General features: G+C 36.8%; 19 protein-coding genes. 16 read left to right on the forward strand and 3 right to left on the reverse strand.

The features are described from left to right. Positions 1-14 precede the first annotated feature (14 nt). Both CEF18_RS00365 and CEF18_RS00370 read right to left on the reverse strand, forming a co-directional pair. Positions 15-545 (reverse strand): DUF6241 domain-containing protein, encoded by a 531-nt coding sequence (locus CEF18_RS00365; RefSeq protein WP_110934633.1) that lies wholly within the window; start codon positions 543-545, stop codon positions 15-17. A 146-nt stretch (positions 546-691) separates the two neighbouring features. Further along, positions 692-1,354 (reverse strand): LytR/AlgR family response regulator transcription factor, encoded by a 663-nt coding sequence (locus tag CEF18_RS00370; RefSeq protein WP_110934634.1) that lies wholly within the window; start codon positions 1,352-1,354, stop codon positions 692-694. A 409-nt stretch (positions 1,355-1,763) separates the two neighbouring features. Between CEF18_RS00370 and acsA the strand changes: the two genes are divergently transcribed. The 3 genes from acsA (at position 1,764) to CEF18_RS00385 (ending at position 5,490) form a co-directional block, all read left to right on the forward strand. Continuing rightward, positions 1,764-3,479 carry an acetate--CoA ligase gene (acsA, locus tag CEF18_RS00375; protein WP_110934635.1) on the forward strand — a complete coding sequence of 572 codons (1,716 nt, stop codon included), beginning with the start codon at positions 1,764-1,766 and terminating at the stop codon, positions 3,477-3,479. A 233-nt stretch (positions 3,480-3,712) separates the two neighbouring features. Continuing rightward, the gene (locus CEF18_RS00380) at positions 3,713-4,975 is read left to right on the forward strand and encodes an L-lactate MFS transporter (protein ID WP_110934636.1); all 1,263 of its coding nucleotides are present in this window, start codon (positions 3,713-3,715) and stop codon (positions 4,973-4,975) included. Between the two features lie 263 nt (positions 4,976-5,238). Then, positions 5,239-5,490, forward strand: a complete 252-nt coding sequence (locus tag CEF18_RS00385; RefSeq protein ID WP_110934637.1) for a hypothetical protein — start codon at positions 5,239-5,241, stop codon at positions 5,488-5,490. Positions 5,491-5,734: 244 nt separating this feature from the next. Here the strand turns inward: CEF18_RS00385 and CEF18_RS00390 are convergent, their stop codons facing one another. Further along, the gene (locus CEF18_RS00390; protein WP_223292196.1) at positions 5,735-7,348 is read right to left on the reverse strand and encodes a glycoside hydrolase; all 1,614 of its coding nucleotides are present in this window, start codon (positions 7,346-7,348) and stop codon (positions 5,735-5,737) included. A gap of 1,431 nt (positions 7,349-8,779) precedes the next feature. Here CEF18_RS00390 and CEF18_RS00400 point away from each other — a divergent pair. The 13 genes from CEF18_RS00400 (at position 8,780) to CEF18_RS00460 (ending at position 26,017) form a co-directional block, all read left to right on the forward strand. Beyond that, positions 8,780-9,817, forward strand: a complete 1,038-nt coding sequence (locus CEF18_RS00400; RefSeq protein ID WP_110934639.1) for a LacI family DNA-binding transcriptional regulator — start codon at positions 8,780-8,782, stop codon at positions 9,815-9,817. 853 nt (positions 9,818-10,670) lie between these two features. Further along, a complete protein-coding gene (locus CEF18_RS00405; RefSeq protein ID WP_183041102.1) occupies positions 10,671-12,029 on the forward strand; it encodes an ABC transporter substrate-binding protein in 1,359 nt (452 codons plus the stop codon). A gap of 79 nt (positions 12,030-12,108) precedes the next feature. Beyond that, positions 12,109-12,990 (forward strand): carbohydrate ABC transporter permease, encoded by an 882-nt coding sequence (locus tag CEF18_RS00410; protein ID WP_110934641.1) that lies wholly within the window; start codon positions 12,109-12,111, stop codon positions 12,988-12,990. Beyond that, the gene (locus CEF18_RS00415) at positions 12,977-13,861 is read left to right on the forward strand and encodes a carbohydrate ABC transporter permease (protein WP_110934642.1); all 885 of its coding nucleotides are present in this window, start codon (positions 12,977-12,979) and stop codon (positions 13,859-13,861) included. The genes CEF18_RS00410 and CEF18_RS00415 overlap by 14 nt, the downstream gene beginning before the upstream one ends. Before the next feature lie 78 nt (positions 13,862-13,939). Next, a complete protein-coding gene (locus CEF18_RS00420; RefSeq protein WP_110934643.1) occupies positions 13,940-16,699 on the forward strand; it encodes a beta-galactosidase in 2,760 nt (919 codons plus the stop codon). Between the two features lie 84 nt (positions 16,700-16,783). Further along, positions 16,784-17,452 (forward strand): YesL family protein, encoded by a 669-nt coding sequence (locus CEF18_RS00425; protein ID WP_110934644.1) that lies wholly within the window; start codon positions 16,784-16,786, stop codon positions 17,450-17,452. A 182-nt stretch (positions 17,453-17,634) separates the two neighbouring features. Then, positions 17,635-20,589, forward strand: coding sequence for a glycoside hydrolase family 43 protein (locus CEF18_RS25655; RefSeq protein WP_120689055.1), 2,955 nt, complete (start codon positions 17,635-17,637; stop codon positions 20,587-20,589). A 734-nt stretch (positions 20,590-21,323) separates the two neighbouring features. Further along, entirely contained in the window at positions 21,324-21,446 is a 123-nt protein-coding gene (locus tag CEF18_RS26285; protein ID WP_259457921.1) for a hypothetical protein, read from the forward strand. 419 nt (positions 21,447-21,865) lie between these two features. After that, entirely contained in the window at positions 21,866-22,882 is a 1,017-nt protein-coding gene (locus tag CEF18_RS00440) for a potassium channel family protein (protein ID WP_110934645.1), read from the forward strand. Between the two features lie 129 nt (positions 22,883-23,011). Further along, positions 23,012-23,518 (forward strand): DUF4178 domain-containing protein, encoded by a 507-nt coding sequence (locus tag CEF18_RS00445; RefSeq protein ID WP_110934646.1) that lies wholly within the window; start codon positions 23,012-23,014, stop codon positions 23,516-23,518. A 22-nt stretch (positions 23,519-23,540) separates the two neighbouring features. Next, a complete protein-coding gene (locus tag CEF18_RS00450) occupies positions 23,541-24,209 on the forward strand; it encodes a PspA/IM30 family protein (RefSeq protein ID WP_110934647.1) in 669 nt (222 codons plus the stop codon). Between the two features lie 791 nt (positions 24,210-25,000). Next, positions 25,001-25,603 (forward strand): DUF4247 domain-containing protein, encoded by a 603-nt coding sequence (locus tag CEF18_RS00455; RefSeq protein WP_183041101.1) that lies wholly within the window; start codon positions 25,001-25,003, stop codon positions 25,601-25,603. A gap of 21 nt (positions 25,604-25,624) precedes the next feature. Next, positions 25,625-26,017 carry a DUF350 domain-containing protein gene (locus tag CEF18_RS00460; protein WP_110934649.1) on the forward strand — a complete coding sequence of 131 codons (393 nt, stop codon included), beginning with the start codon at positions 25,625-25,627 and terminating at the stop codon, positions 26,015-26,017. Positions 26,018-26,077 lie beyond the last annotated feature (60 nt).

Consider the following 26,077-nt stretch of genomic DNA (forward strand, 5'->3'; position numbering starts at 1 on the left):
TAAGGGCTTATAGATTACTCAAAATGCTTTTTTATATACCTGTTTTCTTCTTCCTGAGTCATTAAACCTGTTGCACGGCCGATTGTTCCGCCTTGTAATTTCCAGATTGTGTTGTGGTCTTCGTCAGCACGGGAAAAGTCACCACTTTCCCACCTTTCAAGAATACTAAGATAAATAGTTTTATTCTCATACTCATTTGCTTCAACTACATCTATTAATCGCTTAATACGTCCTTCTGTAATGAATATCTTTCCCCATTTTCGGTCTGCAGTTATCTTTTGATGGCTCATATGATGCATAGCTTTTTTTACTTTATTCTCTGGCATATCGTCTGCAAACTCTTCTGCTACCTCTTCAGAAGATGGAATATTTCCGACAATAACTTCAACATCCTCAGCAATTTCATCGTTATCATTATTCATGGTTTCTGCTTCATCAGGAGACGCCACAATTTTTTCTATAACTTTTTCTGTATTTAGAAAAACGTATGTAAGGATTCCGGCAGCAACTGCAATAACAGTAAGTGTGATATAAACTAATTTCACTTTCTTTCAGGCTCCTTCCATTTAAATAACGTATTGAGGTGATTGCATCATATTCATTCAATGGATAAAGTTGCTTAAAAACCCATCATTTTACTATGACATGATGGGCTTTCAAAATCAATGAGTTATTTCTCTAAATTCGATAATTAAAAACCTAAAATCCCCCTCACACTTTGAACATAACTTTGGCTAATCGGAAGACTAGCACCTCTTGGTTCTTTTAACGCAACCTCTAAATTAGACGCTATATCACGAGAAAATTGTTTGATATAAGCAATGTTTACAATATAGGATCGATGAATACGAATAAAAGAGTCTGATAATCTTAATTCTAATGTTTTAAGAGGGTATTTTGAAGTGAAGCAATCATCGTTTGTATAGATGATTGTTTTCTTTTGGTTACTTTCTATATAAATAATCTGTTCCACAGCTATTGGGATCCAAAGCTCGTCACTTTTACCAACGATAAAAGAAAGCGGTTTTTGAACGGCAATAGAATATTCTGGTGGCAAAATGACGGTTAAAGCGCCACTTAAACCGGAATCTGCATCTTCAAGTGGATAACCAACTCCATAATAAGAGGTACCAAACACTGACTTATCAACCAAAGATTCTACTCTGCTTTTTTGCATATAAACACGTTCAGTAATACTTCCAGAAGGAATCAGTTGTCCTTGACTAATATGAATATCATGCCTTCCAGGAATGTAAGTGATGTACTTATCTCCACTCGCAATTGCAATAGAGGCTTCTTCAGGAACCCAATCTTCAATGAACGAAGAAAATTGTTGAACCACATTACTCTGCAAAATTTTCACTCCTCCTTCTTTGATTTATTTTTCCGAATCTTTCGATTAATCATGATTATTTTCATTCTATCCAGAAATATTATGTTCTGTCAATTTACGACGTAAAAAGAACTCTTCTATTATACAATAAACAATATATTCCACTTGTAAACAGTGTAAAGGAAAGGAATCACTGTTTCTTCATAGTAACAAATTTTTTTATAACCTAAAATGAAAGCGCTTTAATCTAGAGCCTGTTAAAAAAACTTGTTAAATCAATAGTGAATAGAGTCTTTGAAAAAAGATTCAATAGGTGGAAACAGCAGGTTCTGAAACAAGATGTAAGATTAACAGAGTTTAATTTTATTAAAAAGGAAGTCCAACTACAATAGTAGTAATAAGGGACAATTTATCAAGGAGGCTATTAAACATGTTATCACAAACAATCTCTTCACAAAATGCCAATCACAATTTAAAAAATTATGATGAGGAAGCCAATTCCCATGAATGGTCGCAAGTGGAAAAAGACTTTTCTTGGTATAAAACCGGTCTTGTTAATATGGCTCACGAAGCAATAGACCGTCACGCAAATTCTGATAAGGGCAATAAAATAGCATTATATTATTCTGACCAAAATAGAGAAGACAATTATACATTTAAAGAGATGAGAGATTCTTCTAATAAAGCAGGCAATATCTTGAAAAACGTTGGTGTAACAAAGGGAGACCGTGTATTCATTTTTATGCCCCGATCTCCTGAACTGTATTTCATCTTATTAGGAACGATTAAACTAGGTGCGATTGCCGGACCATTATTTGAAGCTTTTATGGAGGGGGCTGTAAAGGATCGTTTGGAAGATAGTGGTGCAAAAGTTCTTGTCACAACTCCTGAATTGATTGGACGTGTTCCCGTTGATGAACTTTCTGAACTTGAGAAGATCGTTCTCGTAGGAAATGACGTTAAAGAAGATGAACAAACGATTGATTATTATCGTCGTTTTGAACAAGCGAGTAGCTCGTTGAAGATGGAATGGGTTGATCGCGAAGACGGAATGATTTTACATTATACATCTGGTTCTACTGGAAAGCCTAAAGGAGTTTTACACGTTCACAATGCCATGATCCAACAATATCAAACTGCAAAATGGGTGCTTGACCTAAAAGATGATGATATCTACTGGTGTACTGCAGATCCGGGATGGGTGACGGGAACATCTTATGGCATATTTGCGCCATGGTTAGTCGGAGTTTCCAATGTGATACGTGGAGGACGATTTAGTCCCGATGACTGGTATCAAACTTTGGAAAAATATCAAGTCACGGTATGGTACAGTGCCCCGACAGCTTTTCGTATGTTAATGGGTGCTGGAGAAGAAATTATTGAGAAGCACAATCTTTCTTCTTTAAGGCATGTGTTAAGTGTCGGAGAGCCATTAAACCCAGAAGTGATTAGATGGGGAATGCAAGTGATGAACTTGAGAATCCACGATACATGGTGGATGACAGAAACGGGAGCTCAACTTATCTGTAATTATCCGTCGATGGATATTAAACCCGGATCAATGGGAAAACCAATTCCAGGGGTAGAAGCGGCGATAGTCGATGACGAAGGGAATGTGCTTCCTCCAAACAGCATGGGAAATCTAGCGATCAAAAAAGGGTGGCCATCGATGATGAAAACCATTTGGAATCGCCAGGAAAAATTTGACTCGTATTTTCTTGCTGGTGATTGGTATGTATCCGGAGACTCGGCTTACATGGATGAAGAAGGATACTTTTGGTTCCAAGGGCGGGTTGATGATGTCATCATGACGGCTGGAGAACGTGTCGGTCCATTTGAGGTAGAAAGTAAACTACTTGAACACCCTGCTGTAGCAGAGGCTGGTGTAATCGGTAAACCGGATCCTGTTCGTGGGGAAATTATTAAAGCCTTTATTTCATTAAGAGATGGATATGAACTTAGTGATGAACTTCAAGAAGAGATTCGTAACTTCGTTAAAAAAGGCTTGTCTGCACATGTGGCGCCAAGAGAATTTGAATTTAGAGATTCCTTACCGAAAACCAGAAGTGGAAAAATCATGAGAAGAGTGTTAAAGGCATGGGACCTCGACCTTCCAACAGGTGATTTATCTACAATGGAATCTTAATTAACTTCGTTTTGACTGTTTCAGCATATTTTGTTGTTTAGGAAAGAAGATTAAAGTAACGAAAGGCAGCGGTTCCAGCGGAAAAAAACATTTTCCGCGGAAAGATCCGCCCTGAAATAACTACCTTCTTATAAAGAGTGATTAGTGGGTTGGGAATTCACCGTTAATTGAACAAGGTGATCTGTACTTAAAAAAGGATGCCAAAGCTCGATAGAATCGAAGGAGGAATAGATATGAAAACAACAAAAAACAGGTGGCTCATTGCCTTATCTGCAATTGCTATTCACCTTTCCATTGGGGCAGCATATGCCTACAGTGTTTATACAAATCCAATCAACGATGCGATGGGCTGGTCGACAACGGAAATTACGTATGCGTTTACAATCATGATGGCACTCGGTGGATTGTCAGCTGCTTTCTTTGGCAGTTTTGTTGAAAAAAACGGTCCTAGAAAATCTGCTATACTGGCCGCAATTCTGTTTGGTCTGGGACAGGCAGGAGCTGGTTTAGCCACTCAGATTGATTCGCTTCTTCTTTTTCTCTTAACATACGGTTTAGCAAGTGGACTAGGGCTCGGGATAGGCTATATCGCGCCGGTTTCCACTCTCGTTAAATGGTTTCCTGACCGAAGAGGGTTAGCTACAGGAATGGCAGTCATGGGTTTTGGTGCAGGAGCACTTATCACTGCACCAGTGGCAGCTAGCCTGATGGGTTCTGTGGGAATTACAAACACATTTTATATTTTAGGTGCGAGTTATTTTGTTCTTATTTTATTAGGAGCCTCCTATATTGCTCCACCTCCTAAGGATTGGATGCCGGACGGGATGAAAAAAGACATTGCTTCTGGTAAAAAAGTTGTTAAGAAAGACTTGTCAGAATTAACTGCAAAACAAGCAGTGAAAACAAGACGTTTTTGGATGCTGTGGACAATGATGCTCATTAACACGACTGCAGGAATTATGATGATTTCAGTCGCTTCTCCTATGGCACAGGAAGTTGTTGGATTAACTGCGGCAGCTGCTGCAACCTTAGTAGGAATTATGGGAATTTTTAATGGTGGCGGCAGACTTGCGTGGGCTGCTATTTCAGATTACATTGGAAGACCAACTGTATTCATCATTTTCTTTATCCTCCAACTAATCACATTCATCATGCTTCCAAACATAACAAGCGTATTAGTGTTTCAAGCATTAATATTAGTAGTTGTCAGCTGTTACGGAGGTGGGTTCTCAAACCTTCCAGCTTTCATTGGTGATTTATTTGGAACAAAACAACTGGGTGCCATTCATGGTTTTCTCTTAACGACTTGGTCTTTAGGAGGAATTTTAGGACCTGTCTTAGTCTCACAAATTAGAGAGAGAACGGATAGTTATATTCCGGTATTTTATGTTTTTACAGGGTTAATAATAGTTGCCTTTGTAGTTGCTATCTCCCTTCAATTAGAAATTAAAAGTGTAGAAAAGAAAAAACAAGAAAAACAACAACAAACTGCTTAATCAATAAGTAGTGGGGACAGGGGGAGAAACAGCTTAAACAACTTTTATAGAAAAGGTTGCACGTAAAATTGTAAAATATTGAACGTTTATATTAGGGGATGCTGAATAATTATAAGTGCCATGAGTCACAAGGGATCGCCTTTTTCAATTCGCAGAGAAGGTGCAAGGAAATGGCTGCATTTATGTCAAAACCTGTGCACCTGAGTTAAGTAAATCGACAAAAGATAAAACATACTGATGTAAAAACCAGGGATGCCTCTGAAATGGCGAAGACTCCTGCGGAAGATGGAGCCGAGCAAGACCCCGATCTTTGTTTCAAGAAGGCATTCAGATCTGGACTGAACTTAAAACGTGGGGAAGTGGAACCAGATCGCTTTATTGATGAAGTAGAGTGGGGGATGTCCACAGGAAATAAATCCTCCTATGAAGTAGAAACCATGAACATTATAGTTTACAAAAGTAAAAGTGATTCAAAAAAGGGTACAAGCCGAGTGGATTGTACCCTTTTTACATAATCGTATGGAGGTTCTACATTTTCTACTTCAAACGTTTCCTAGTATACGTGCAGATCACTTTTACAAAGCCGTATACGATAGAGACTAAATCCCCCGATTAATTCTTTTTTCTATTAAACTTTTTATTTGTTCACAGTCTCATCGAATGCGGGGGTTAATTTTAAAAGTCTTTGCGAACCTGCTCAGACTCCTTCAAGCTATAGTGAGAGTATAATTAGTTAATATACCAGGTGAAGCAATCATTTTATTGAGCGACTAATGTTACTACAGATTTAGGAGGTACATTAAAAGTCTTATGTGCAGGAAATAAATTTTTTTGTTCCAAGTCATAATCTTCAGAAGTAACGTATGGTTTAAATTGAATTGCTTGTTTTTTGACTGGTAGTTCATCTACATTAATTTTTACCGGTTTTGTCTCCTCACTATAATTTACAAGCACAACAGAAAGTTGGTCATCATCTTCTTTGTAATATGCTGAACCCATAAGATCGTCCTTGTCGTTAGCTCCTTGTAATTCAACTCTCTCTGCTCCTGGCCTAACAAAACGGCTGTAATTTCCTAATGCCCACAATAATTTAGATTCGATGATATTTTCTTCATCACCTGGCTCGAGGTAATCAGTATATATCAACCCATCTTTGTAGTCATATGGAGAAAAAGCTAGCCACCATTGCCATGCTGAGGCTTGGGTTTCCACCATGTCAAAATGAATGAGTCGAGCAACATCAAGCGCCGTCTCCATCGATAGATCTCGTTCATGACCGTTATCTCCTAAAATGCAGTACTCTGACATCCAAATTTTAGCATCCGGATCATATTGATTCAGGTTTTCCCGTACAGATTCTCTTAACGGAATAAGACGATCCTCTCCAGAATAATGATCAGACCAATAGGCATGGGCACTGATTTTATTTCCGATCATCTCTTTTATTTCTGAGTCTCCTAAAAATTCCTTGATATATTCTCGATATTTGCCAGGATAATCACCATTCGCATTTCCACTGCTGTAATGGCTATCATTACCAGTAAACTCAGCATACATCTCGTCATCAAGCAATGACGTATATTCAACTGCTTCAGGGCTATCGATTTCAGTGTCAAGGTCCCTTTCTTTTAGTTCTTCATGTAAGGAAATAATTACTTTTTTCATATCCTCTATATTGTACCGATTTGCTTCCTGATTTGCATAATTCCAATCCCAGGTTGGTTCATTGATCGGACTAATATATTGGAACGGGAGCTCTTCTTGTTCGAAATGTTCTAACACATCTGCTAAAAATATAGCAAAATCATCAATAGATTCTTCTTTTAAATTTGTGCTGCCGACAGAAGGATCAGGCTGTCCATGCCCATTTTTTGTCATCCAAACAGGGGGACTGTTTACAAATGCAATAAATTCTTCGACATCACGTTCCTTAGCCGCTTGGAGAAACCACTGCTGACCAGCTTGTTTAGACCAATCATAAGGCTCATCTTCGTCTCCTTTAAAACTTTCTGCTCTTCTCCACGGGTCATTTATAATTTCTTCATCTGTCTCATCACTACCGGCGCCAATATTAAACCGCCACATAGATAAGCCAATACCTTCTTCCTGTGAAAAAAGTAGATCAGCCACTTTATTCTTATTTTCTTCTGACCAGTCCTCACCTATTTGATCGAGAGACCAGGCCCCAGAAGCTCCAAATCCATCAATTTCCTGATACTTATTATCTACATTAATATTGATTTCTTGAGCATCTTTATTATTCGGAACGGAAAAATTGTTATCTTTTGCAGACACCGCCATTGTCCATAATAATATTAAAAAACATAACGAAAGTGCGAGAGTAATAGAAATCTTGGTTTTTTTAGTGATCATTGTTTCTCCTTTCTTTTTTCACAAAATGAAAAATGGAATATTCAATTGATTATTTTCTATACACCTCCTTAAAAAAATTAGGTGTATAGAAGCTGATAATATACCTAGAAAAGGACGATAGTCTTAGTCAGGTAAATAAATACAAATCCAATCTTGGTCTAGACGCCATTTTCTTAAAGTGAAAGAGAATACCGTACATTCCTCCTTTAGTAAATTTTACTAATACAAAATGAAATGGGTTTCAATAAATATAAAGTCAATCTAAAATTACTAAACTTATTACTACCACCTTCAGATAGAAACATGAACTAATACTACCAGTTAGTTTGAACTTAATTATGAAACCCTTTTCATAAAATAAGTATACTAGCAATAAATCTTTGCTAATACCACCTATTATCCTAACTTTTCTGAATACTCTGATGAATCATTATTGTTTTAGACAAATTACGACATAATATATGAATACACTAGGCCAAAAATAATAAACCTATGTTTTGAAAACACGTCTACCAAACAATCGTTCTTCAAAACGATAATTCAGATTAAAAGGGAAGTGGGTAGGGAGAGCGAATGGTAAAAATAATTGAATAAACTCAAAAATAACATTATAATCAAAGCAGTTTCATGTGATAAGTATGAGGAGAGAAAATATTACTATATACGATATAGTGAAAGAAGCAAATGTTTCTACATCGATAGCTTGCAGACTCTTTTAGAAAAACAAGTAGATGGTACATATATTTTGGTGGAAGCATCTGCACAATTGTTAAATCTAAAAGACAAACCTACAGCAGTTGTTTGTGTTAATGATTTTTTCGCTATGGGAGCAATAAATATGTTCACTAAGATTGGTCTCAGAGTAACTGATGATATTTATTTATAGAAGTATTTCCCACCCGGAATAACTACAGTGACACAAAACTACAATCTGTTAGGACAATCAGCAGTAAATGTCTTAGTAGATTTAATAGAGGGAAATGATGCACCCCAAGGAAACTATTATCCCAACTTCTCTTGTACTTAGAAATTCATGTATTATGAATCAAGGAAAATAAGATACCAATGGCAGTTATCTACGCCAGTTTTAATAAAGTAAAGTGGTCTCAAAAAGTTTTAGCAACACACGAGTCCAGATAAATGCGAGTATCACTTGAAAGGAAGGTTATGGTTACAGTTAAAGACCCTAGTCAATCGAATCAAGCATAAGAATTAGTGGTGTGTTTAAAGAGAATATTTTGGCATCCGTTTTTAGCTGTTTACTATTCCATCTATCCTAGTATGGAGTATATTTCGACATAATGAGACAAAAGTCAAAAAATGATAAAACTAAATTATGTAAAAATAAAACCTTTAACTATTATTGAAAATAACATTACACTGAAATCCATACACCACAGAGAAAGAGAATAAATATGAGGAGCGAAAGTTATGAAGAAAGAAAATATTACAATCTATGATATAGCGAAAAAAGCAAAAGTTTCTCCATCGACTGTGTCCAGAGTTTTAACTGGTAATGCACGAGTACGCCCAGAAACGACGAAAAAAATAAAGGAAATTATTGATAAAAATAATTTCAAACCAAATGGCTTGGCTAGAAGTCTGTTGTATAAAAAAACGAAAATGATTGGTTTTGTTATACCTGATATAAACCATTCATTCTTCTCTACACTTGTATTAAAAAGTGAAGCCCATGCGTTGAAGATGGGGTATACATCGTTTCTTTGTAATTCCATGAATAATAGTGAGATGGAGTCTAACTACTTGCAGACTCTTTTAGAAAAGCAAGTAGATGGAATCATATTTTTAGGTGGAAGAATAAATGAAATAGAAACTGACCCTGTGTACGCTGAAGAAATGAAACGACTTATGGAACGTATTCCAGTCGTATTTATTAATGGTAAAATGACCGGAGTAGATGCTCACGTTGTTCGTACTGATGAAGCGTATGGTATTTGGAAACTTGTTGAATTAATAGCAAACCACGGACACACGAAAATTGGATTTCTGGGGGGATTAAAAGGGATTAGTTCCACCGAGAATAAAAAAAACTCTTTTAAACTAGCATTAAACCATCAGTCAATTCCAGTAAGTGAAGAGTGGATTTTAGGGTCTGATTTTTCAATTGAATCAGGGGAAGAAGCAGCAGCACAATTGTTAAATCTAAAAGATAAACCTACAGCAGTTGTTTGTGTTAATGATTTTGTCGCTATGGGAGCAATAAATATGTTTACTAAATTTGGTCTCAGAGTACCTGATGATATTTCCGTTTTAGGGTTTGATGATATTTATTTAGCGAAGTATTACCCACCCGGAATAACTACAGTGACACAAAACTACGATATGTTAGGGCAAACAGCAGTAAATGTCTTAGTTGAGTTAATAGAGGGAAAAGAAGCCCCCAAAGAAACTATTATCCCAACTTCTCTCGTACTTAGAAATTCATGTAAAGTATATCGGGGAAAATAAACTATTGACATATTATTTACTATTACTATAAGCTATTCGTAAGTAATGAAAGGGTTTTCATTTTTTTATTAATACTGAATTATTGAAGCGTAGTATAGATATAATTGATATTGAAAGCTAATAAGATAGTACTTTCAGTGTTTTTATATGTGGAATTTTCTGAATTATGAAATTTTTTATAACAAAGTGAGAGTGTAAAGTTTTTTTGAAATATATGAAATCCATTTCATAAAAGTGATAGTTTTTTCGTGCTATGTAACCGCTTTCGTTATAATTAGTTAAATTGTCTATTTCAACAGGATTTTAGCATTAAACGGGGTGAATGGAAGGGTAGCACAATTGTTAAATCTAAAAGATAAACCTACAGCAGTAAATGTCTTAGTTGATTTAATAGAGGGGTAAGAAGCACCCAAAGAAACTGTTATCCCAACTTCTTTTGTACTTAGAAATTCATGTAAAGTATATCGGGGCAAATAAACTATTGACATAATATTGACTAGTAATTTTAGCTATTCGTAAGTAACGAAAGGGATTTTAATTTTGTTATAATTCTGAATTTGTAAAGCGCAGTATAAAGATAATTGATATTAAAAGCTAGATTTTTCTGAATTATGAAATATAAAATTCTTTATAACAAAGTGAGAGTGTAAAATTTTTTTGTAATATATGAAACCCATTTCATGAAAGTAAGAGTTTTTTTCTTTCTATGTAACTGTTTTCGTTATAGTTAGTTAAATTTTCTATTTCAACAGGATTTTAGCATTAAAGGGGGGGAAAGGAAGTTAGTTGTAAATGAAAAATCCACAAGTTTAGATTGATTAATTTTACAATGAAAAATATGGAGGGGTTAAATTTGAAAAAGATATTATTTTACGTAGTTATTTGTGTATTCCTTGTTATGTTAGCTGCTTGTAATGGATCTAATGATGCGAGTTCGTCTGACAATGAAGATGTTACGGATGAATCTAATGATTCAGGATCGTCTGGTGACGAAGATGTCACTATTAGTTTCAGTTTCTGGGGTGGAGATTTTGATATACAAAGAATGGAAGCCATTCGAGAAGAATTCTATAAAGTGAATGACAATATAGAAGTTGAACTTGTTAACTTACCTGGTCATCCAGATTACGCTCAAGCGCAAATGACTAGAATGGCCTCAGGCGATCCATATGATGTTATTCAAATGGCAGAAGAATCTTACTCTTTTGCTGCACGCGGTGTTCTTGAAGATTTGGGACCTTATATTGAAGGTGACGATGATTTTTCCTTAGATCCATACTATGAAGTTGGTATAGATTCCTATACTCATAACGGGACTACTTATGGAATTCCAATGCGTTTAGGATCGGTCATGATGTTTTATAATAAAGATTTATTTGACCAACATGGATTGGATTATCCGGATGAAAACACAACTTGGGATGAAGTAATCGAAGCAGGCGAGCAAATTACAAATCACGATGAGGGTGTTTTCGGGGTATCGCCTCTAGGCGGATGGTGGGCAAGTATTAGTCAGTTCCTCCATTCTAATGGCGCAAGCATGTTAAGTGAAGACTACTCTGAATTTACAATGGATTCGCCCGAAGGTATTGAAGCAATCAAATTAATGCAAGAGATAGTTAACGAGAGAGATATTTCACCTAATGAAAATCAAATTCCTGAGGGAATGGACTTGTGGACTAGTGGAAATATAGGAATGTTGATTGATGGACCTTGGCACGTATTAAGTAGTCAAGCTAATATTGATAGTTTTGATTGGGATATGACTTTGGCTCCTCAAGGAGCTCAACCGGCATCTCCTACATTTTCAAATGCTTTCCATATGGCGAAAGGTTCTGAGCATAAAGAAGCCGCTTGGGAAGTAATCAAGTTTTGGACAGGAGCAGAAGCACAAGAAATTTTGGCTGCCGAGCATGGAGATACTCCTACGTTGCAGGATGTTGCAGCATCTGATGTATATCTTGATCTTGGGGATCTGCCACCTGAGAATTTTGAAGTTATGCTTGAATCTCTTGATTCTGCTTATGGACCAGAAGCATCATTAATGTGGAGTGAAATTAATGAAGTTGTCCAAGATGCAATGTCGCAAATAATTAATATGAATGAGCCAGTTGAGGATATAATGCCTGGTTTACGCAATGAGGTTGAAGAATTATTAGAGGAAGCAGAACGATTGCAAGAAATTTATGATGGTGATATGGAAGACAAGTAAGGTTTCACATAAAAGTGAAGTATGTTGAAGGAAGGGGTATTTCGAGAGAGATACCCCTTCCTATAAAGGAGGATAGGATATGGGAAGCGAAAAACGTAAGTTTTGGCTATACATATCACCATTTATCTTTGGTTTTACTGTATTTATTGGTGGTCCAATGATTGCTTCTATGTATCTAAGTTTTACAAGGTATGATGTGCTAACTCCAGCTGAATGGATTGGCTTTGACAATTATATTCGTTTATTTTCAAATGAACGGTTTTGGGATGTTTTAAGCAATACTTTCTTTTATGTATTTGTTGGGGTTCCTTTACATGTGATTTTAGGTCTTGCAATTTCCGTTCTTTTATTACGCGCTATTCCAGGTATATCATTCTTTCGGACTGCATTTTACCTACCATCAATTTTTGGTGGAGTAGCTATTTTGCTATTGTGGAATTATATGCTAGCTCCAGGTTTTGGTGGACAAAATGTTGGTTTGATAAATGGTTTACTAAGTATGATTGGTATAGAGGGGCCAGGTTGGTCTAGTGACTCGAATTGGGCAAAGCCAGCAGTTATTCTCGTGAAACTATGGGGAGTGGGTGGAAGTATATTAATCTTATTACCTGCTTTAGCAGGCGTATCAAAAGACCTTTTGGAAGCTGCTGATATTGATGGAGCATCTTCATTCAGGAAATTCTTTTCTGTCACTTTTCCAACGATCAGTCCTGCAGTATTCTTTATAACAACAATGGAAATTATTAATACATTTAAAATGTTTATCGAGCCAATGATTATACCAGGACTCGATAAATCTTGGACAGACACATTGATGGTCCATTTATACAACAACGCATTTGAGTATTTCCGTATGGGTTATGCATCTGCCCTAGCCTGGGTGATGTTTTTTGTCATCATGGTCTTTACATTAATAAATCTCTACTTTGCGAAAAAGTGGGTGTACTATGAATCAAAATAAACCTATCAAATCACTAAAAGAGTTAAAAACGTTAAAAGGGAAAGATAAATATTTAATTATAATAAAGTATATCTTGCTAATAAGTGCAACGGTTATTTTTATGATACCGCTTGCTTGGACAATATCGGGATCTTTAAAGGCATCAGGTGAGATTTTTACGGTTCCGATCACATGGATTCCTAGTGTTTTTAAATGGGAAAACTATGTAAATATGTTTACTTCGTTTCCAATGGTCAGATATGCTTTTAATAGTACAATTATTGTGTTTTTTAACATGGTATTTGTAACGATTTCTTCTTTTATTGTTGCTTATGGTTTTGCTAGATTTCGTCATCCATTAAATCAAACGTTATTTTTTGCGGTACTTGCTACCATGATGATTCCAGAGCAAGTTACACTTGTTCCGCAATTTTTAATGTTTTCATGGTTAGGCTGGGTGAATACTTATCTACCATTAATTGTTCCTAGTATGTTTGGCGCAGCCTTTAATATCTTTCTTATGAGGCAATTCATTATGACGATACCTAGAGAGTTGGATGAGTCTGCTTACATTGATGGTTGTAATTCATTTCAGATTTTGACTAAGATCATTGCTCCGCTATGTGTACCGATTATTATTACGGTTGGTATTTTTACTTTTAACTTTCATTGGAATGATTTTTTAGGACCTTTAATTTACTTAAGTGATCCAAACAAGTTCCCTCTTCAACTAGGATTGTACTCATTGGATGGGGAGCGACAAGGTATTACAGACTATGGTATGTTGTTCGCTGCATCAATTACGGCTTTAATTCCACCGTTAGCATTATTTGCCTTTTTACAGCAGTACATTATGGCAGGTATTAAGTTAGGAGGTTCGGTGAAAGGTTGATTAATAAAAAATGAGCTTTAAAGGAGGTTGACATGAACTCATCACAGAAGACTCAAACTAAAGTCAAGATGAATAAAGATGGAATCTATATTGATAATAAACCGGTTATTATGTAGCTCGCTATTTTATTTCCGCATTCCAAACGGATTGTGGCAGGACCGCCTGCGAAAGGTGAAGGATGCTGGTTACAATTGTATAGACGTATATTTCCCTTGGAATTTCCATGAAATGAGCGAAGGGGATTGGGATTTTAATGGTGATAAAGATATAAAAACATTTCTAAAAATGGCGGCTGACGAAGGGTTGTGGGTAGTTGCTCGACCTGGACCATATATATGTTCCGAATGGGATGGGGGTGGGCTGCCTTCTTACTTGTATACAGACCGAAACATGGTGGTTAGGGATAATGATTCTCGTTATCTTGACCACGTCTCACGTTGGTTTGATCAAGTAATACCTGTTTTAAAGAAGTTCGAACAAGGTCATAATGGGTCAATTATTGCTATTCAATTGGAAAATGAAATGGACTTCTATCATACTAAAGACAGAGAGGGGTATATATCTGCTCTACGTGATATGGCAGAAAAACATCATATTTCTGTACCGCTTTTTGCCTGTGCAGGTCAAGGTGATTTATACGGGGCAACTGGATTTACTGAACGAGTAATGCCAGCCTGTAATTTTTATCCGAACGATAAGGATCCTAATTTTGAATCAATAGCTTACGACTATTACGAAGAGCTACAGCAGCAAAACTACCCGTTGTGTGTAACAGAAACGAATCGAACACATTTCTTTTTAAGACGCTTGCTTTCAGTAGGAACAAAATTATTAGGGCCATATAATCAGGTTTCTGGTACAGATTTTGGTTTTACGAACAGTATAAATAATTGGGGAGATCCAGTAGCCTTTCTGACTTCCGATTATGATTTTGGAGGAATGGTTTCTCCAGAGGGTTTACTAAGAAAAGAACATAGTGAAGGTCGTCTACTGGGGCAATTTATTAATGCTTTTGGGTCTTCACTTGCTGAAGCGAAATCTCAACCGGATGAGGGTATTTTTTTTGAACCAACGATGTTAGATGGACATTCACCGTACTCTCTTCAACTTGTAGAAGGCGGTAAAGCGTTGTTTTTACCAAATACGGGAGATGTCGATCAGTATATTCTTATTCGAAAAGGTACAGTTTCTTTTCCGGTACAAACGGTTTTTAAAGTTCCAGTATGTCGTTGTCAGATTGTGTTATATGATGTGCCGTTAGCTACGTGGGCTTGTCCTGGTACATTGAAGTACTCGACGGCTGAGCTTGGATTGGTTAAAACAGAGAAAAAACAAAGAATTATGATATTTCATACGGAAGATAGAGCGGAGATTTCGTTGAAGCTTCCGAAAAATACGAAAGTAGATGTAGAGGACATGGAAGTGGCTCAGGATGATGATACTTGGATTTTTAGTTTTTCAGCTATGAGTGATGGAGTGGAAGGTGCGATTAAAAGATTATCAATTGGGTTTGAGGACGGAACGTCTTTGGTGATTTTTGGAATGTCACGGGCGAATGCTGCTATGGTAAGTGAGATTACTTCTAGTGGTGGAGTAAAATACATGAATCGTTTGAGTGAAACAGAAGGAAAGATGAACTCAAAAAAATTTCATGCGGACTGGACGTATATTGATATCAATGAAAGAGAGTGGTTGATGAAGTCGAAACAAGTGAGTCAGCCGCTAGCATTAGAGGATGCAGGCTACTTTCGAGGGTATGGTTGGTATTCGAGCCTTTACCTTAATGACCAGTCTCAACATGTGGAAGGAGTATTACTTCATAAGGCAAGTGATGTTGTGTCTCTTTATTGCAATTCGGTTTATGAGGGCACATCCACACCTGGCGGTGGTTTTGTATATTATCCATTAAAGAATACTAAGGAAGAACTCGATTTTATAATTCGCACAGAAATTTGGGGACATACTAATTTTCATTCTCCGTTATTGCCTGCCCTCTCAATAAATGCATTGAAAGGGATCGATGGATTAACAGTCGTTCATAAGAAGGCGGAGCTTGGTAAAGGATGGAGTTATTTGCCTTTGAATGAGGAGTTATCAGAGGTTCCAGTTTTGGATATGGAAGATGCGGCATGGAAGAAAACGAACTATGATGTATTTTTGACTAGTGCCCAACCTAAAAAAGGTTATTACCATAAGAAAATCGTTGTTGAAACAGACTTTTCGGATCATATTTTGCATTTTGAAGGGATTGAATCATTAGCCAAGCTGTTTATTGATGGAGAGTTTGTGGAATATGTGAACCCTTTGCAACCATATGTGAGTATTTCGGAGTATTTAGATGGTAAACAGTCGTGCACTGTAGTTGTTTATTTGGAGCAATATTACGGAGAATCAGGTGGAATAGTATCACTACTGTCTGGGAACGTGGCTCATCATTGGTCGATGTATGGGATGGAAGAACAGGAGTTGGTGAAGGCATCAAAACTACAGTCTGCGGAGGGGAAAGTGGAAGTATCATTTCCCTTTAAAACGGTGTCCGGTCAGATGGGATGGCTTTCTAGTTCATTGAAATTTAGTGATTCTTCCGGAAGCATAATGATGTTTCCAAAAGGTAAAAATGTTAAACTTTCTATTTTTTTCAATGATAGATTGGTAGGAAGAGTGTGGTTACCTTCTAAGTCTCGTCCGGAGTTTAGGGGGGGAGGTCAATATCGAGTGTATTTGCCAAGCACCTTAGCGAATAACAGCGGAAATCAACTTCATATATTAACAGAAGCGATTGAAGCTGCAGAAGGCGCGGTGCTAGAAGGAATAGAATTTAGAGAGGTTATAGAATGAAGTACGTATTAAATGTGGGAAAGTTATGTTGCTACTTTCTTTATAACATTATTCATTTGGAGTATAACGTAACTGGAGGTATGTATGAAGCCAGGAACTTTTATGGGAAGCCTATATCAATTATGTGTCTGGGTGATGCGTTTGGCATATTTAAATATATTGTGGGTCCTATTTAGTATTGCAGGCTTACTTATATTTGGCATTGGCCCATCGACGGCCGCTATGTTTGCAGTAACAAGGAAATGGGTTATGGGCGAGAAAGATATCCCTATTTTCGCTACATTCTGGGAAGCGTCTCGTACGGAATTTATAAAATCAAATGTACTCTTGGGCATATTTATTATCATAGGTTTCGTCCTTTATTTTGATTTAAGATTTTTACTTAATTATGATGGATGGCTATTTACAATATTGACCGTAGGATTGATTAGTTTAATTGTACTCTATTTATTCGTTTTCCTTTTTGTTTATCCAGTATTTGTTCATTATAACTTTAATACGTTCCAATATGTAAAATACTCTTTGCTAATTGTAATATGTAATCCATTGAAGTTGGTTTTATTGACAATTAGTATGGGATTAGCCTTTATTGGTTTCCTTATTATGCCAGGATTAATTTTATTCTTTTCCGGGAGTTTAGTAAGTTTACTGACAATGTATTTTGCTTCTACTATTTTTGTGAAGATTGATGGTAACAACGGGATTAAAGGAGACAAAGATATGGAAACAAAACACCTTACCTATTCCTCTTAGACGATGTTGAAAAGTAGTACTAGTTTTACAAGAACGAGGAAGGATGTAATTACAGCTTTAGAGTATGGATTGACGTCTAATAATTAAAGGGGGTGATAATGTTAGGAAATAAAATTGTCGCAGCATCCACCAAGAATTATTATACATAGGGGACACAATATTCTAAGGAGGACATGTTGAATATGCATAAACGCAAAGGTATGTTGATGGGCATTAGCGCATTATTAGTAACTTCCATGTTTCAGTTACCTGGACTTTCTTTAGCAGATAGTTCCGGCGATTTTTCAGAGCAAGAGTTAAAAGAGAATGATCATATTCTTTACTTTGTTAATGCAGGAGACCCAAATCCTGAAACAGTTGAGGGAAAAGATAAGATGGGTCTATACTCTAGTGAAACGGACCAGGTTTATAGGGAGGATGCAGTTACAGGTAAAACTTGGGGATTAACAACAGAAACCACTTCTGCATCTGTTAATGACGAGTTAACTAAAAATGGTTCTCTTAGGTACTATAATGGTGACCAAACCCGTGATAAGGCAATAGAATATTTGTTTGAATTGCCAGATGGAGAGTATGATGTCACTTTTGGATTTAAAAATCCATGGAATGATAGAAGTGTGAATCTTATTCTTGAGGATGAGAATGTTTCCGATGGTGATTTTAGCATTGGAGATGGTCAAGAAATCGAAGAAACGTTTAGGGAGGTCTCCGTAAACGATGGAGAGTTAGATGTTAGAGTTCAAGGGCCGACCGAAGCTGACCTATCTAACCATAACGACCCATTAATTAATTACATCATTGTTCAAGAAAGTGTCATTATTCCTATTTCTGACTTAGAAGAGGTATTGGAAGCGGCGGAGAGTGAAGCCGTGAAAACGGACTTGTATTCACCATCTAGTTTGGAAAATCTACATTCTGTGATTGAACAAGCTAATGAAGTGGTCGACAGTGTGAATGATGGGGCTGATGTCGAATCCATCCAAGAAGAAATTCGTACAGCGATCCGTAATTTAGAAACTGCATTAGACGATCTTTTGAAAATAGTTACCTACGACTCCTTTAGACCAGGGGAGCAATGGAGAGATACGAACGGAGAAATTATTCAGGCACATGGTGGCGGCATCATGTATGACGAAAATGAGGAAAAATACTATTGGTATGGGGAAGACAAAACACATGGGTATCTCCCTACTAGAGGGGTAAGAGTGTATTCATCTACGGATCTTTACAATTGGACAGATGAGGGTCTAGCTTTAACTGCCATTGAATCAAAGGAGCAGTTTGAAAACGATCCACTTATATCTGGACTTTATGAAGGTAGAGATGATAAGGAAGAAATTATTGATGGAATTGGAACACAGAGAGTCATTGAAAGACCGAAAGTGATTTACAATGAGAAGAATGATAATTATGTCATGTGGTTTCACGCTGATGGACCTACTTCGTGGAGCGATGCTATGTACGCCAAAGCTGAAGCTGGACATGCCATAAGTGATTCTCCTACAGGTCCTTTTGAATTTCAAGAAAGTAATCGGTTGGATAGAACTCCGGAGGATGCTGACTTCAATGGACAGCCAGATCAACCAGGAATGGCACGGGACATGAATCTTTTCGTGGACGATGATGGTACCGGATACATTATTTATGCAAGTGAAGAAAACTATACCATGTTTATTTCAAAGCTTAATGAAGACTACACAGATGTAGTTGGGTGGTATAAGGATGGTGGTAGTGAGCGTGATGAAACGTACCAAGGTGTAATTGGAGAAGATTATGTAAGGGTGTTTATTGGTGCACACCGAGAAGCACCGGCAATTTTTAAATATGACGGATTGTACTATTTAACCACCTCTGGCTCCTCAGGATGGGATCCCAACCGAGCACAATATGCTGTTACGGATGATCTTTTTGGTAAATGGTCAGATATGAGTGACCCATCAGTTGGTGAAGGTGCATCAACGACCTTTGATACACAATCAACTTACATCATCCCAGTCGATCAAGAGAATGGAAAGTTTATTTACATGGGGGACAGATGGAATCAAGGTAATTTAACTGATTCAAGGTATGTATGGTTACCGATGGAGTTCGGTCAAGATAATGAAATTATCTTGCAATGGTATGACGAGTGGGAACTAGATTTATTAGATAGCATGTTCCGAGTAAATATAAATACTGAATTACCTGAAAGGGTGTCAGTAGGTGAAACTCCAGACTTACCGGATGTCATAAATGTTACGACCGTCGATGAGCAACTGGACTCGGAAGTAACTTGGTCGATTAATCCTGATGACTTCGCTTTGCCTGGAACAGTAGAAGTTACTGGGGTACTAACTGATTTGTCTAATAAAGTTATACGAACAGACATTATGGTTGTTCCTGATAACGTAAAATATTTTGTCAATGCAGGAGGCACAGAATCGAACAATTATCTTAAATGGTCCTCCTACATGGAAGATACACGGATCAATAAAAATGTGATGGATCAAGCGTATGACCCTGACAATGCACCAACATGGGGGCACATTGGTAATAATACAAATGGATCTGTACACGGATCAGAAGATATCTTCTCTACTCTTAGATACCTCACTGATGGAGATGATATTACGTATAACTTCGATTTAGATGATGGAGATTATTCGGTTTATGTTGGTTTTTATGATCCATGGCGTAGTTCTGGTGGGGATAGAAGTGTTGATGTCCTCATTAATGATGAATTAAAAACAGAAGGTTATTCTTTCACATTTGAATATGATGTATTTGGCTATGAAGATGTGGAAATCACGGATGGATTCCTTGATGTGACAGTTGCGAGAGCTTCAAGCCAAGATCCACAAGTAAGCTGGATTATCGTAGCGGAAAATGTACCTGAGGAAGAGGTAACGTATGAAAACATTGCTGAACTGACTAAAGAGTATGCGTCAGAAACGGATGGACCAGGGCACAAAGGCATTTCAACGGCGCTGGAAAATCATTTAAGCAATGCGAAGAAAGCAGAGGAAAATAAAGATACTGACAAGAAGGAAGAAAGACTAGACCACTATAAAAAGCAAGTTTCCCAACATGAAGGTCGAATTTTTACTGACGAACAGGTAAGATCTTTAATGGAAGAAGTGGAATTTCTTTATAATTAACTAGGCAATAGAAGAGGGGAGTCAAATGGTCTTCAAGACCTGTTGAGCACCTTTTTTCATAATTTAGTCATTTCAATAAGTGTTCTATTTGAAGGGAACTACATTATTACAATAAGAGGGCGCTTCGGAGGTCGTTGAATGGTGACTTTATCCGGAGCGTCCTCTTTGTAATATTCAGAATGTATTCTTATGATGATATTGTTGAAGACACGACATCGTCATGAAGACTTTGTAATACTAAAAGTGAGAATTTCAGAAGTAATATTAAAGCATGAGAAGAAGTAGACATATAGCAAAGCAGGACAGGGTAATTCAACACGCAGTAAATAATTAAGAAGGTATATAGGAAGTTGTGGGTATAAGGTGAAGAATAGTAATCTATCTGTTAAGAAATTAACGTTGTTTGCAATTACTTGGCCAATATATATACAGGTGTTTTTTCAAGCATTTATTAATTTTATGGATGTTTTTATCTGAGTTTTGTATCCAATGAAGCTGTAGCTGCAATTGGTGTTGTAAATCAAATTATGGGCTTTACATTCGTATTATTTAATTTTACTGTGATGGGAGCAGGTATCGGCGTTGCACAATTTGGGAGCAAAAAAGCCTAAAGATGTGAGCATTACAATTGCGAATGCGATTGTAATGCTCACATTATTTGGAATTATCATTAGTGCAATTATAGTTTTTTTCGGCATCATTTTTTATCCATTTTTAATTTAGCTCAGGAGCTAGTGCCGTATGCAAGTATATATATGATTATCGTTGGGAGTACGTTGTTTACACAGGCACTGGTGTTAACGATTTTTTCCGTTTTACAGGCGAAGGGTTTAACAAAGGATGTCATGTTTGTTTAGTTAGGTATGAATATTTTAAATATAGTCGGTAACTACATTTTTTTTTGGTGCATTAGGTGTCCCTCAAATGGGTGTTACCGGAGTAGCAATCTTAACAGCAGTCGCAAGAACCTTAGCGATGTTAGTGTTGTTTCGGATGATGGCTCGTGAGTCGAAGTAAAAATAAATTGGCTAGACTATTGGTATTTAAAATTTGAATATGTTAACGGTTTTTTATGAAAGATTTTCTGAAGTTGATAACTTAAGAAATATCATTGAAAGGACCGTTGGTATGATTCTACATTTATACGTTCCTCGAACATTGTAATATCATTAAGATAGGTTTTAGTGTAGAGATGACATCGACCATTTTTCCTATGTTACAATGTTATAGTTAATATTATTATACATCCGACATTCTAAGTGAAGGAGACAAATAGATGCACTTTTTTTTCAAGTTTGGACTTAACCTCATAAAAATGAGGAACTCTACGATCATTCTTTTCACTTTAATTTTTGTTGCACTATGCTCTCTTATTGTTTATTGGCTAGAACCTGATAATTTCGAAAGTATTGCAAACTCCTTTTATTTTGTCATGACAACGTTTTCCACTGTTGGATACGGTGATTACTCTCCGGTTTCATTAGCTGGAAAAATGTTTGCTGTCTTGATGTATTTGTTAGGTATAGGTTTGTTAGGTGTCGTTATTGGTAAAATTGTTGATGCATTTTCGATATTCAGGAGAAAAAAGGAGGAAGGTAAATTGAATTATGTGAATGAAAATCACATTATTATCATCGGTTGGGGAAAGAAAACAGAATCTGCAGTGACCGAGCTATTAGAATCAAGTGTAGATGGTGAAGTTGTTGTTATCGATGTTTTACCAAAGTCTCCTTTTGATATAACTGAAAACAGGCTTCATTATATTCAAGGTGAGGCCACAGAGGAAGATACATTACTAAAAGCCAATATTACAAAAGCAAAATCAGTGATTGTTTTTTCAGATGATAAAATTCAAGGCTACTCCCTGCAGGATGCTAAAACATTATCAATAGCTATAACAGTAGAACGAGTTGCTCCAAATGTTCATACCACCGTAGAAATTATGGTTGAGAAAAATGCTTCTAACTTTGCGCACGTGAAAGTAGATGAAGTTATTTTATCGCAGAATACCACGTCTACCTTAGCCGTACGTTCAGCAATGTATAAAGGGGTTAGTAAAATTTATTCTCAGCTTATGAGTAGACAACATGGTGATGATCTTTATAAAGTGGAAGTAAATGAAAAATGGCTGACATATCGTGATGCTTTTCAAGATTTGCTACAGCAAGGAGCAACGTTAATTGCTGATCGTGATCATTTAGATATAAACAGACGGTTGGACGAAAAAATACCAATAGAAGCGGTTCTTTATGTTATATGTGATACGGAAACATACGAACTTTTATCAAAATAATTGGCTGTTGCCGTAATCTTTGATGATTTTGAAAAAAAACGCTAAAAAAAAGATTAAATGTGAAACTTTTATTAATACCCTACGTAATAGTAAGAGTGGCTATTTAACGTCAGTAAAGGATGTGACTGGATGGGATTCTTTCAAAAACTTTTTGGTGGCAAAGAAGAAAACACCGCAAAGGTGAAGGAACGAACTGTGATGAACATACAGATTGATGATATTGTAAATTATGATCTCGAAGACTATCAAGTTGTTAGCAAACTAACGTATAATGATGATGGGTATGAATGGACTGCCTATCAGCTTCTTGGTGAGAAGACATTGTGGTTAAGTGTTGAAATGGATGATGAACTAGAAGTAGGAATGTACGAATCGATACCAAAGAAGCTATCTGAACCTTTACCTGAAAAAATAGAGCATGATGATGTTACTTATTATTTAGATGAAAAGGGTACAGCCCGAGTGAGTGGTGAAGGAAGAGGAGCAAACGTAAACAATAAGGATTGTCGTTACTTTGATTACTGTGACGACGAGGAAGAACATTTCCTGTCAGTTGAAATTTGGGGCAGTGAGATTGAAGTAAGTTACGGGTTTTCGATTGAAGAATATGAAATAAAAATCATAGCGGGCAATTAATTTTATAGAGGAGGAAATATAAATGTTTAAATTTTTCAAACGTGTTTCGACAGTAGTGGGTTCCGAGCTAAATTCAATGCTTGATAAGGCGGAGGATCCTGTAAAAATGCTAGATCAATTTATGCGTGAGATGGCGGAGGATATTCGTGAATCTGAAGCTTCTGTAGCGAAAATGATTTCTAATGAGAAATTGCTAAAAAAGAAATTTGAAGAAGCAGATAAAATGGTTCAAAAGCGAGAAGAACAGGCTCTTAAAGCGTTAGAATCAGGAAATGAAGACTTAGCCAGAAGAGCATTGGAAGATAAAAAAACTCACTCGGCTCAAGCAGAATCGTTCAAGGAATCCTACACGCGTGCAAAAGCAGATGCTGACATGTTAAGAGCAAAGCTGGATGAAATGAAACAGGAATACAATGAAATGAAGATAAAGAAAGATACGTTAAAAGCTAGAGCAGAATCTGCGAAGACAAGAAAAAATATTAACCGTTCCATGTCATCTATCGGTGACGATCAGTCTAGACAAGGATTTGACCGAATGGAAGAAAAGGTCATGCAACTTGAGGCAGAAGCTGAAACTAGCGATGATTTAAGCTCTTCCAGTCGTAGCTTAGACGATGAACTTGACTCGCTTGGCAGCAACGATGTTGATGATGAACTCGCAGCGTTAAAGAAGAAAATATCAAAAGACTAATATAAAAGTCTCTCTCTTCTTGTAAATTTTAGAGGGGAGAGACCTTTAAGTTGTTTCCAATTTTTTCGATCGTGAGAAATTGGAATGAACTACCTTCCTGTCGCATATTTTAATTTGCGCTACTCAGTGAGGGGAATTTAATAAAAGACGCTATGCGTTTTTCTTACAAGATAAGAATTTATAAAATTCTTGGTTTTATAGATGTTGTTGTATGCTTTTGAACAGAGGGCTCGAATCCGCTCTAGGCGGACGCTTTCCGCGGGCAACGACTTCAGCCTCCTCGGGAAAGTTCGCCCTTCGGGGTCTTCAGCAGTTGCTTTCCCGCAGGAGTCGCCGCCTTCGCTACTTCGATTTATTTTGTTCGCAGATAAGAAAGATGACAGCTACCTTTACGCCACAAGGAAACACACCCTTGATACTTAAATGATGGTGACGAAAGCTCACGCTGTATTTAATAAAAGACGCTATGCGTTTTTCTTGAAAAAAGAAAGTCAATGTAGAAATCCTTTTTTCTAAATAGGTGGTGTTTATTTGCTCTTTCAAGCCTCTTATCAGAACAATAACAGTTATGTAAACTGCCTTTATAAAAATTGTTGTTTGGAAAAATCCGCGAGACTCCTGTGGAAGAATGATCCAAGCGAGACCCCGCAGAGCGTCAGTTTGCTCGAGGAGGCTCGCGGATCATCCACGGAAAGGGAGCGGTAATTTTTCCGAACAACCTTCCATGATAACCAAGCAACAAAATAAATACAAAAGACGCTTTGCGTTTTTCTTAGAAGAGGGTGGGAGTGGTGAAAAATCTTTTATTTGTAACTTTTATTGTGACAGTGTTTTTACTATTAAGTGCCTGCTCATCACAAAGTTCAGATTACGAAACAATATACAAAGAAGAACCAGCAAATTTTGTTCAAGAAAATTATCCATTGTTTGACGTTGTAGGAAGTGCTGTTGACTCATCTAATTACTCGGAGGTTTACGTGGCAGAAGGGAAAAAAATAGATGACGTTGCTCTTGAGCTAGAAGGAGCTAAACAGCCAGAAAAAATCAGTGAAAAAAATGACAACAAACAAGTGCTTGTCTATGATAAATTTTTTGTCATGTTAACGGAAGATGAAGAAAACAGTTCAAACACGTTAATTGAATTAGCAAATAAAGAATTTGTGAAGGACAATTACAATCCAAGTTTTTTCCAGGGAATGTTGGTAATGTCGGTTCTTAATTCTGCGCTGAATACGAACGACTGGGGTAGTAATCGCAGGTCTCAATGTGGGAGTAATCCCAGTCAATGCTATGGTGGCTATAGTTCTTCAGGCGGGAATTATAAAGGATACGAAAATAGTCCCACCGTTCGTGGCGGTACAGTTCGAGGTGGCGGCCCAGGATCGGGTAAATAAATAGAGAGAGGAAGTAATAAAATGGAACCATTTTTATTAACACTTATGTATTTCGTACTTGCTATCATTATTGTTATCATCGGCTTAGTGATATTTGAAAGTTTAACTAAATACAAGGATTGGGATGAGGTATTAAATGGCAATAATGCCGTAGCTTTATCCATTTCAGGAAAAATCATTGGTATATGTATTATCTTAGCGTTTGCAGTATATAGCAGCAGCGAGTTAGTTGAAACGTTAATTTGGGGACTCGTGGGTGTAGCATTACAAATGATTGCTTATTTTATTTTTGAATTAGTGACTCGATCCTTTTCTGTTGAGGAACAATTAAAGAAAGGCAATGTTTCTGTAGGGATGATTAGTTTAGCTGTTTCTATTGGTCTTGCTTTAGTGATTGGGGCATCCATCACGTAATTTATTGACATCGTTCGATGAGTATTAAATATAGTGAGAAGCCATGGTGTTAACATACCC

It is taken from the genome of Salipaludibacillus neizhouensis, assembly GCF_002886185.1.
Lineage (GTDB): Bacteria > Bacillota > Bacilli > Bacillales > Salisediminibacteriaceae > Salipaludibacillus > Salipaludibacillus neizhouensis.

Excerpts from the sequence above, each read along its gene's own strand:
- CEF18_RS00425 (WP_110934644.1), top strand. The coding sequence starts at position 16,784 with ATGAAGCCAGGAACTTTTATGGGAAGCCTATATCAATTATGTGTCTGG.
- CEF18_RS00440 (WP_110934645.1), top strand. The coding sequence starts at position 21,866 with ATGCACTTTTTTTTCAAGTTTGGACTTAACCTCATAAAAATGAGGAAC.
- CEF18_RS00415 (WP_110934642.1), top strand. The coding sequence starts at position 12,977 with ATGAATCAAAATAAACCTATCAAATCACTAAAAGAGTTAAAAACGTTA.
- CEF18_RS00410 (WP_110934641.1), top strand. The coding sequence starts at position 12,109 with ATGGGAAGCGAAAAACGTAAGTTTTGGCTATACATATCACCATTTATC.
- CEF18_RS25655 (WP_120689055.1), top strand. The coding sequence starts at position 17,635 with ATGCATAAACGCAAAGGTATGTTGATGGGCATTAGCGCATTATTAGTA.
- acsA (WP_110934635.1), top strand. The coding sequence starts at position 1,764 with ATGTTATCACAAACAATCTCTTCACAAAATGCCAATCACAATTTAAAA.
- CEF18_RS00390 (WP_223292196.1), bottom strand. The coding sequence starts at position 7,348 with ATGATCACTAAAAAAACCAAGATTTCTATTACTCTCGCACTTTCGTTA.
- CEF18_RS00380 (WP_110934636.1), top strand. The coding sequence starts at position 3,713 with ATGAAAACAACAAAAAACAGGTGGCTCATTGCCTTATCTGCAATTGCT.
- CEF18_RS00460 (WP_110934649.1), top strand. The coding sequence starts at position 25,625 with ATGGAACCATTTTTATTAACACTTATGTATTTCGTACTTGCTATCATT.
- CEF18_RS00445 (WP_110934646.1), top strand. The coding sequence starts at position 23,012 with ATGGGATTCTTTCAAAAACTTTTTGGTGGCAAAGAAGAAAACACCGCA.
- CEF18_RS00420 (WP_110934643.1), top strand. The coding sequence starts at position 13,940 with ATGGAATCTATATTGATAATAAACCGGTTATTATGTAGCTCGCTATTT.
- CEF18_RS00450 (WP_110934647.1), top strand. The coding sequence starts at position 23,541 with ATGTTTAAATTTTTCAAACGTGTTTCGACAGTAGTGGGTTCCGAGCTA.
- CEF18_RS00400 (WP_110934639.1), top strand. The coding sequence starts at position 8,780 with ATGAAGAAAGAAAATATTACAATCTATGATATAGCGAAAAAAGCAAAA.
- CEF18_RS00385 (WP_110934637.1), top strand. The coding sequence starts at position 5,239 with ATGGCGAAGACTCCTGCGGAAGATGGAGCCGAGCAAGACCCCGATCTT.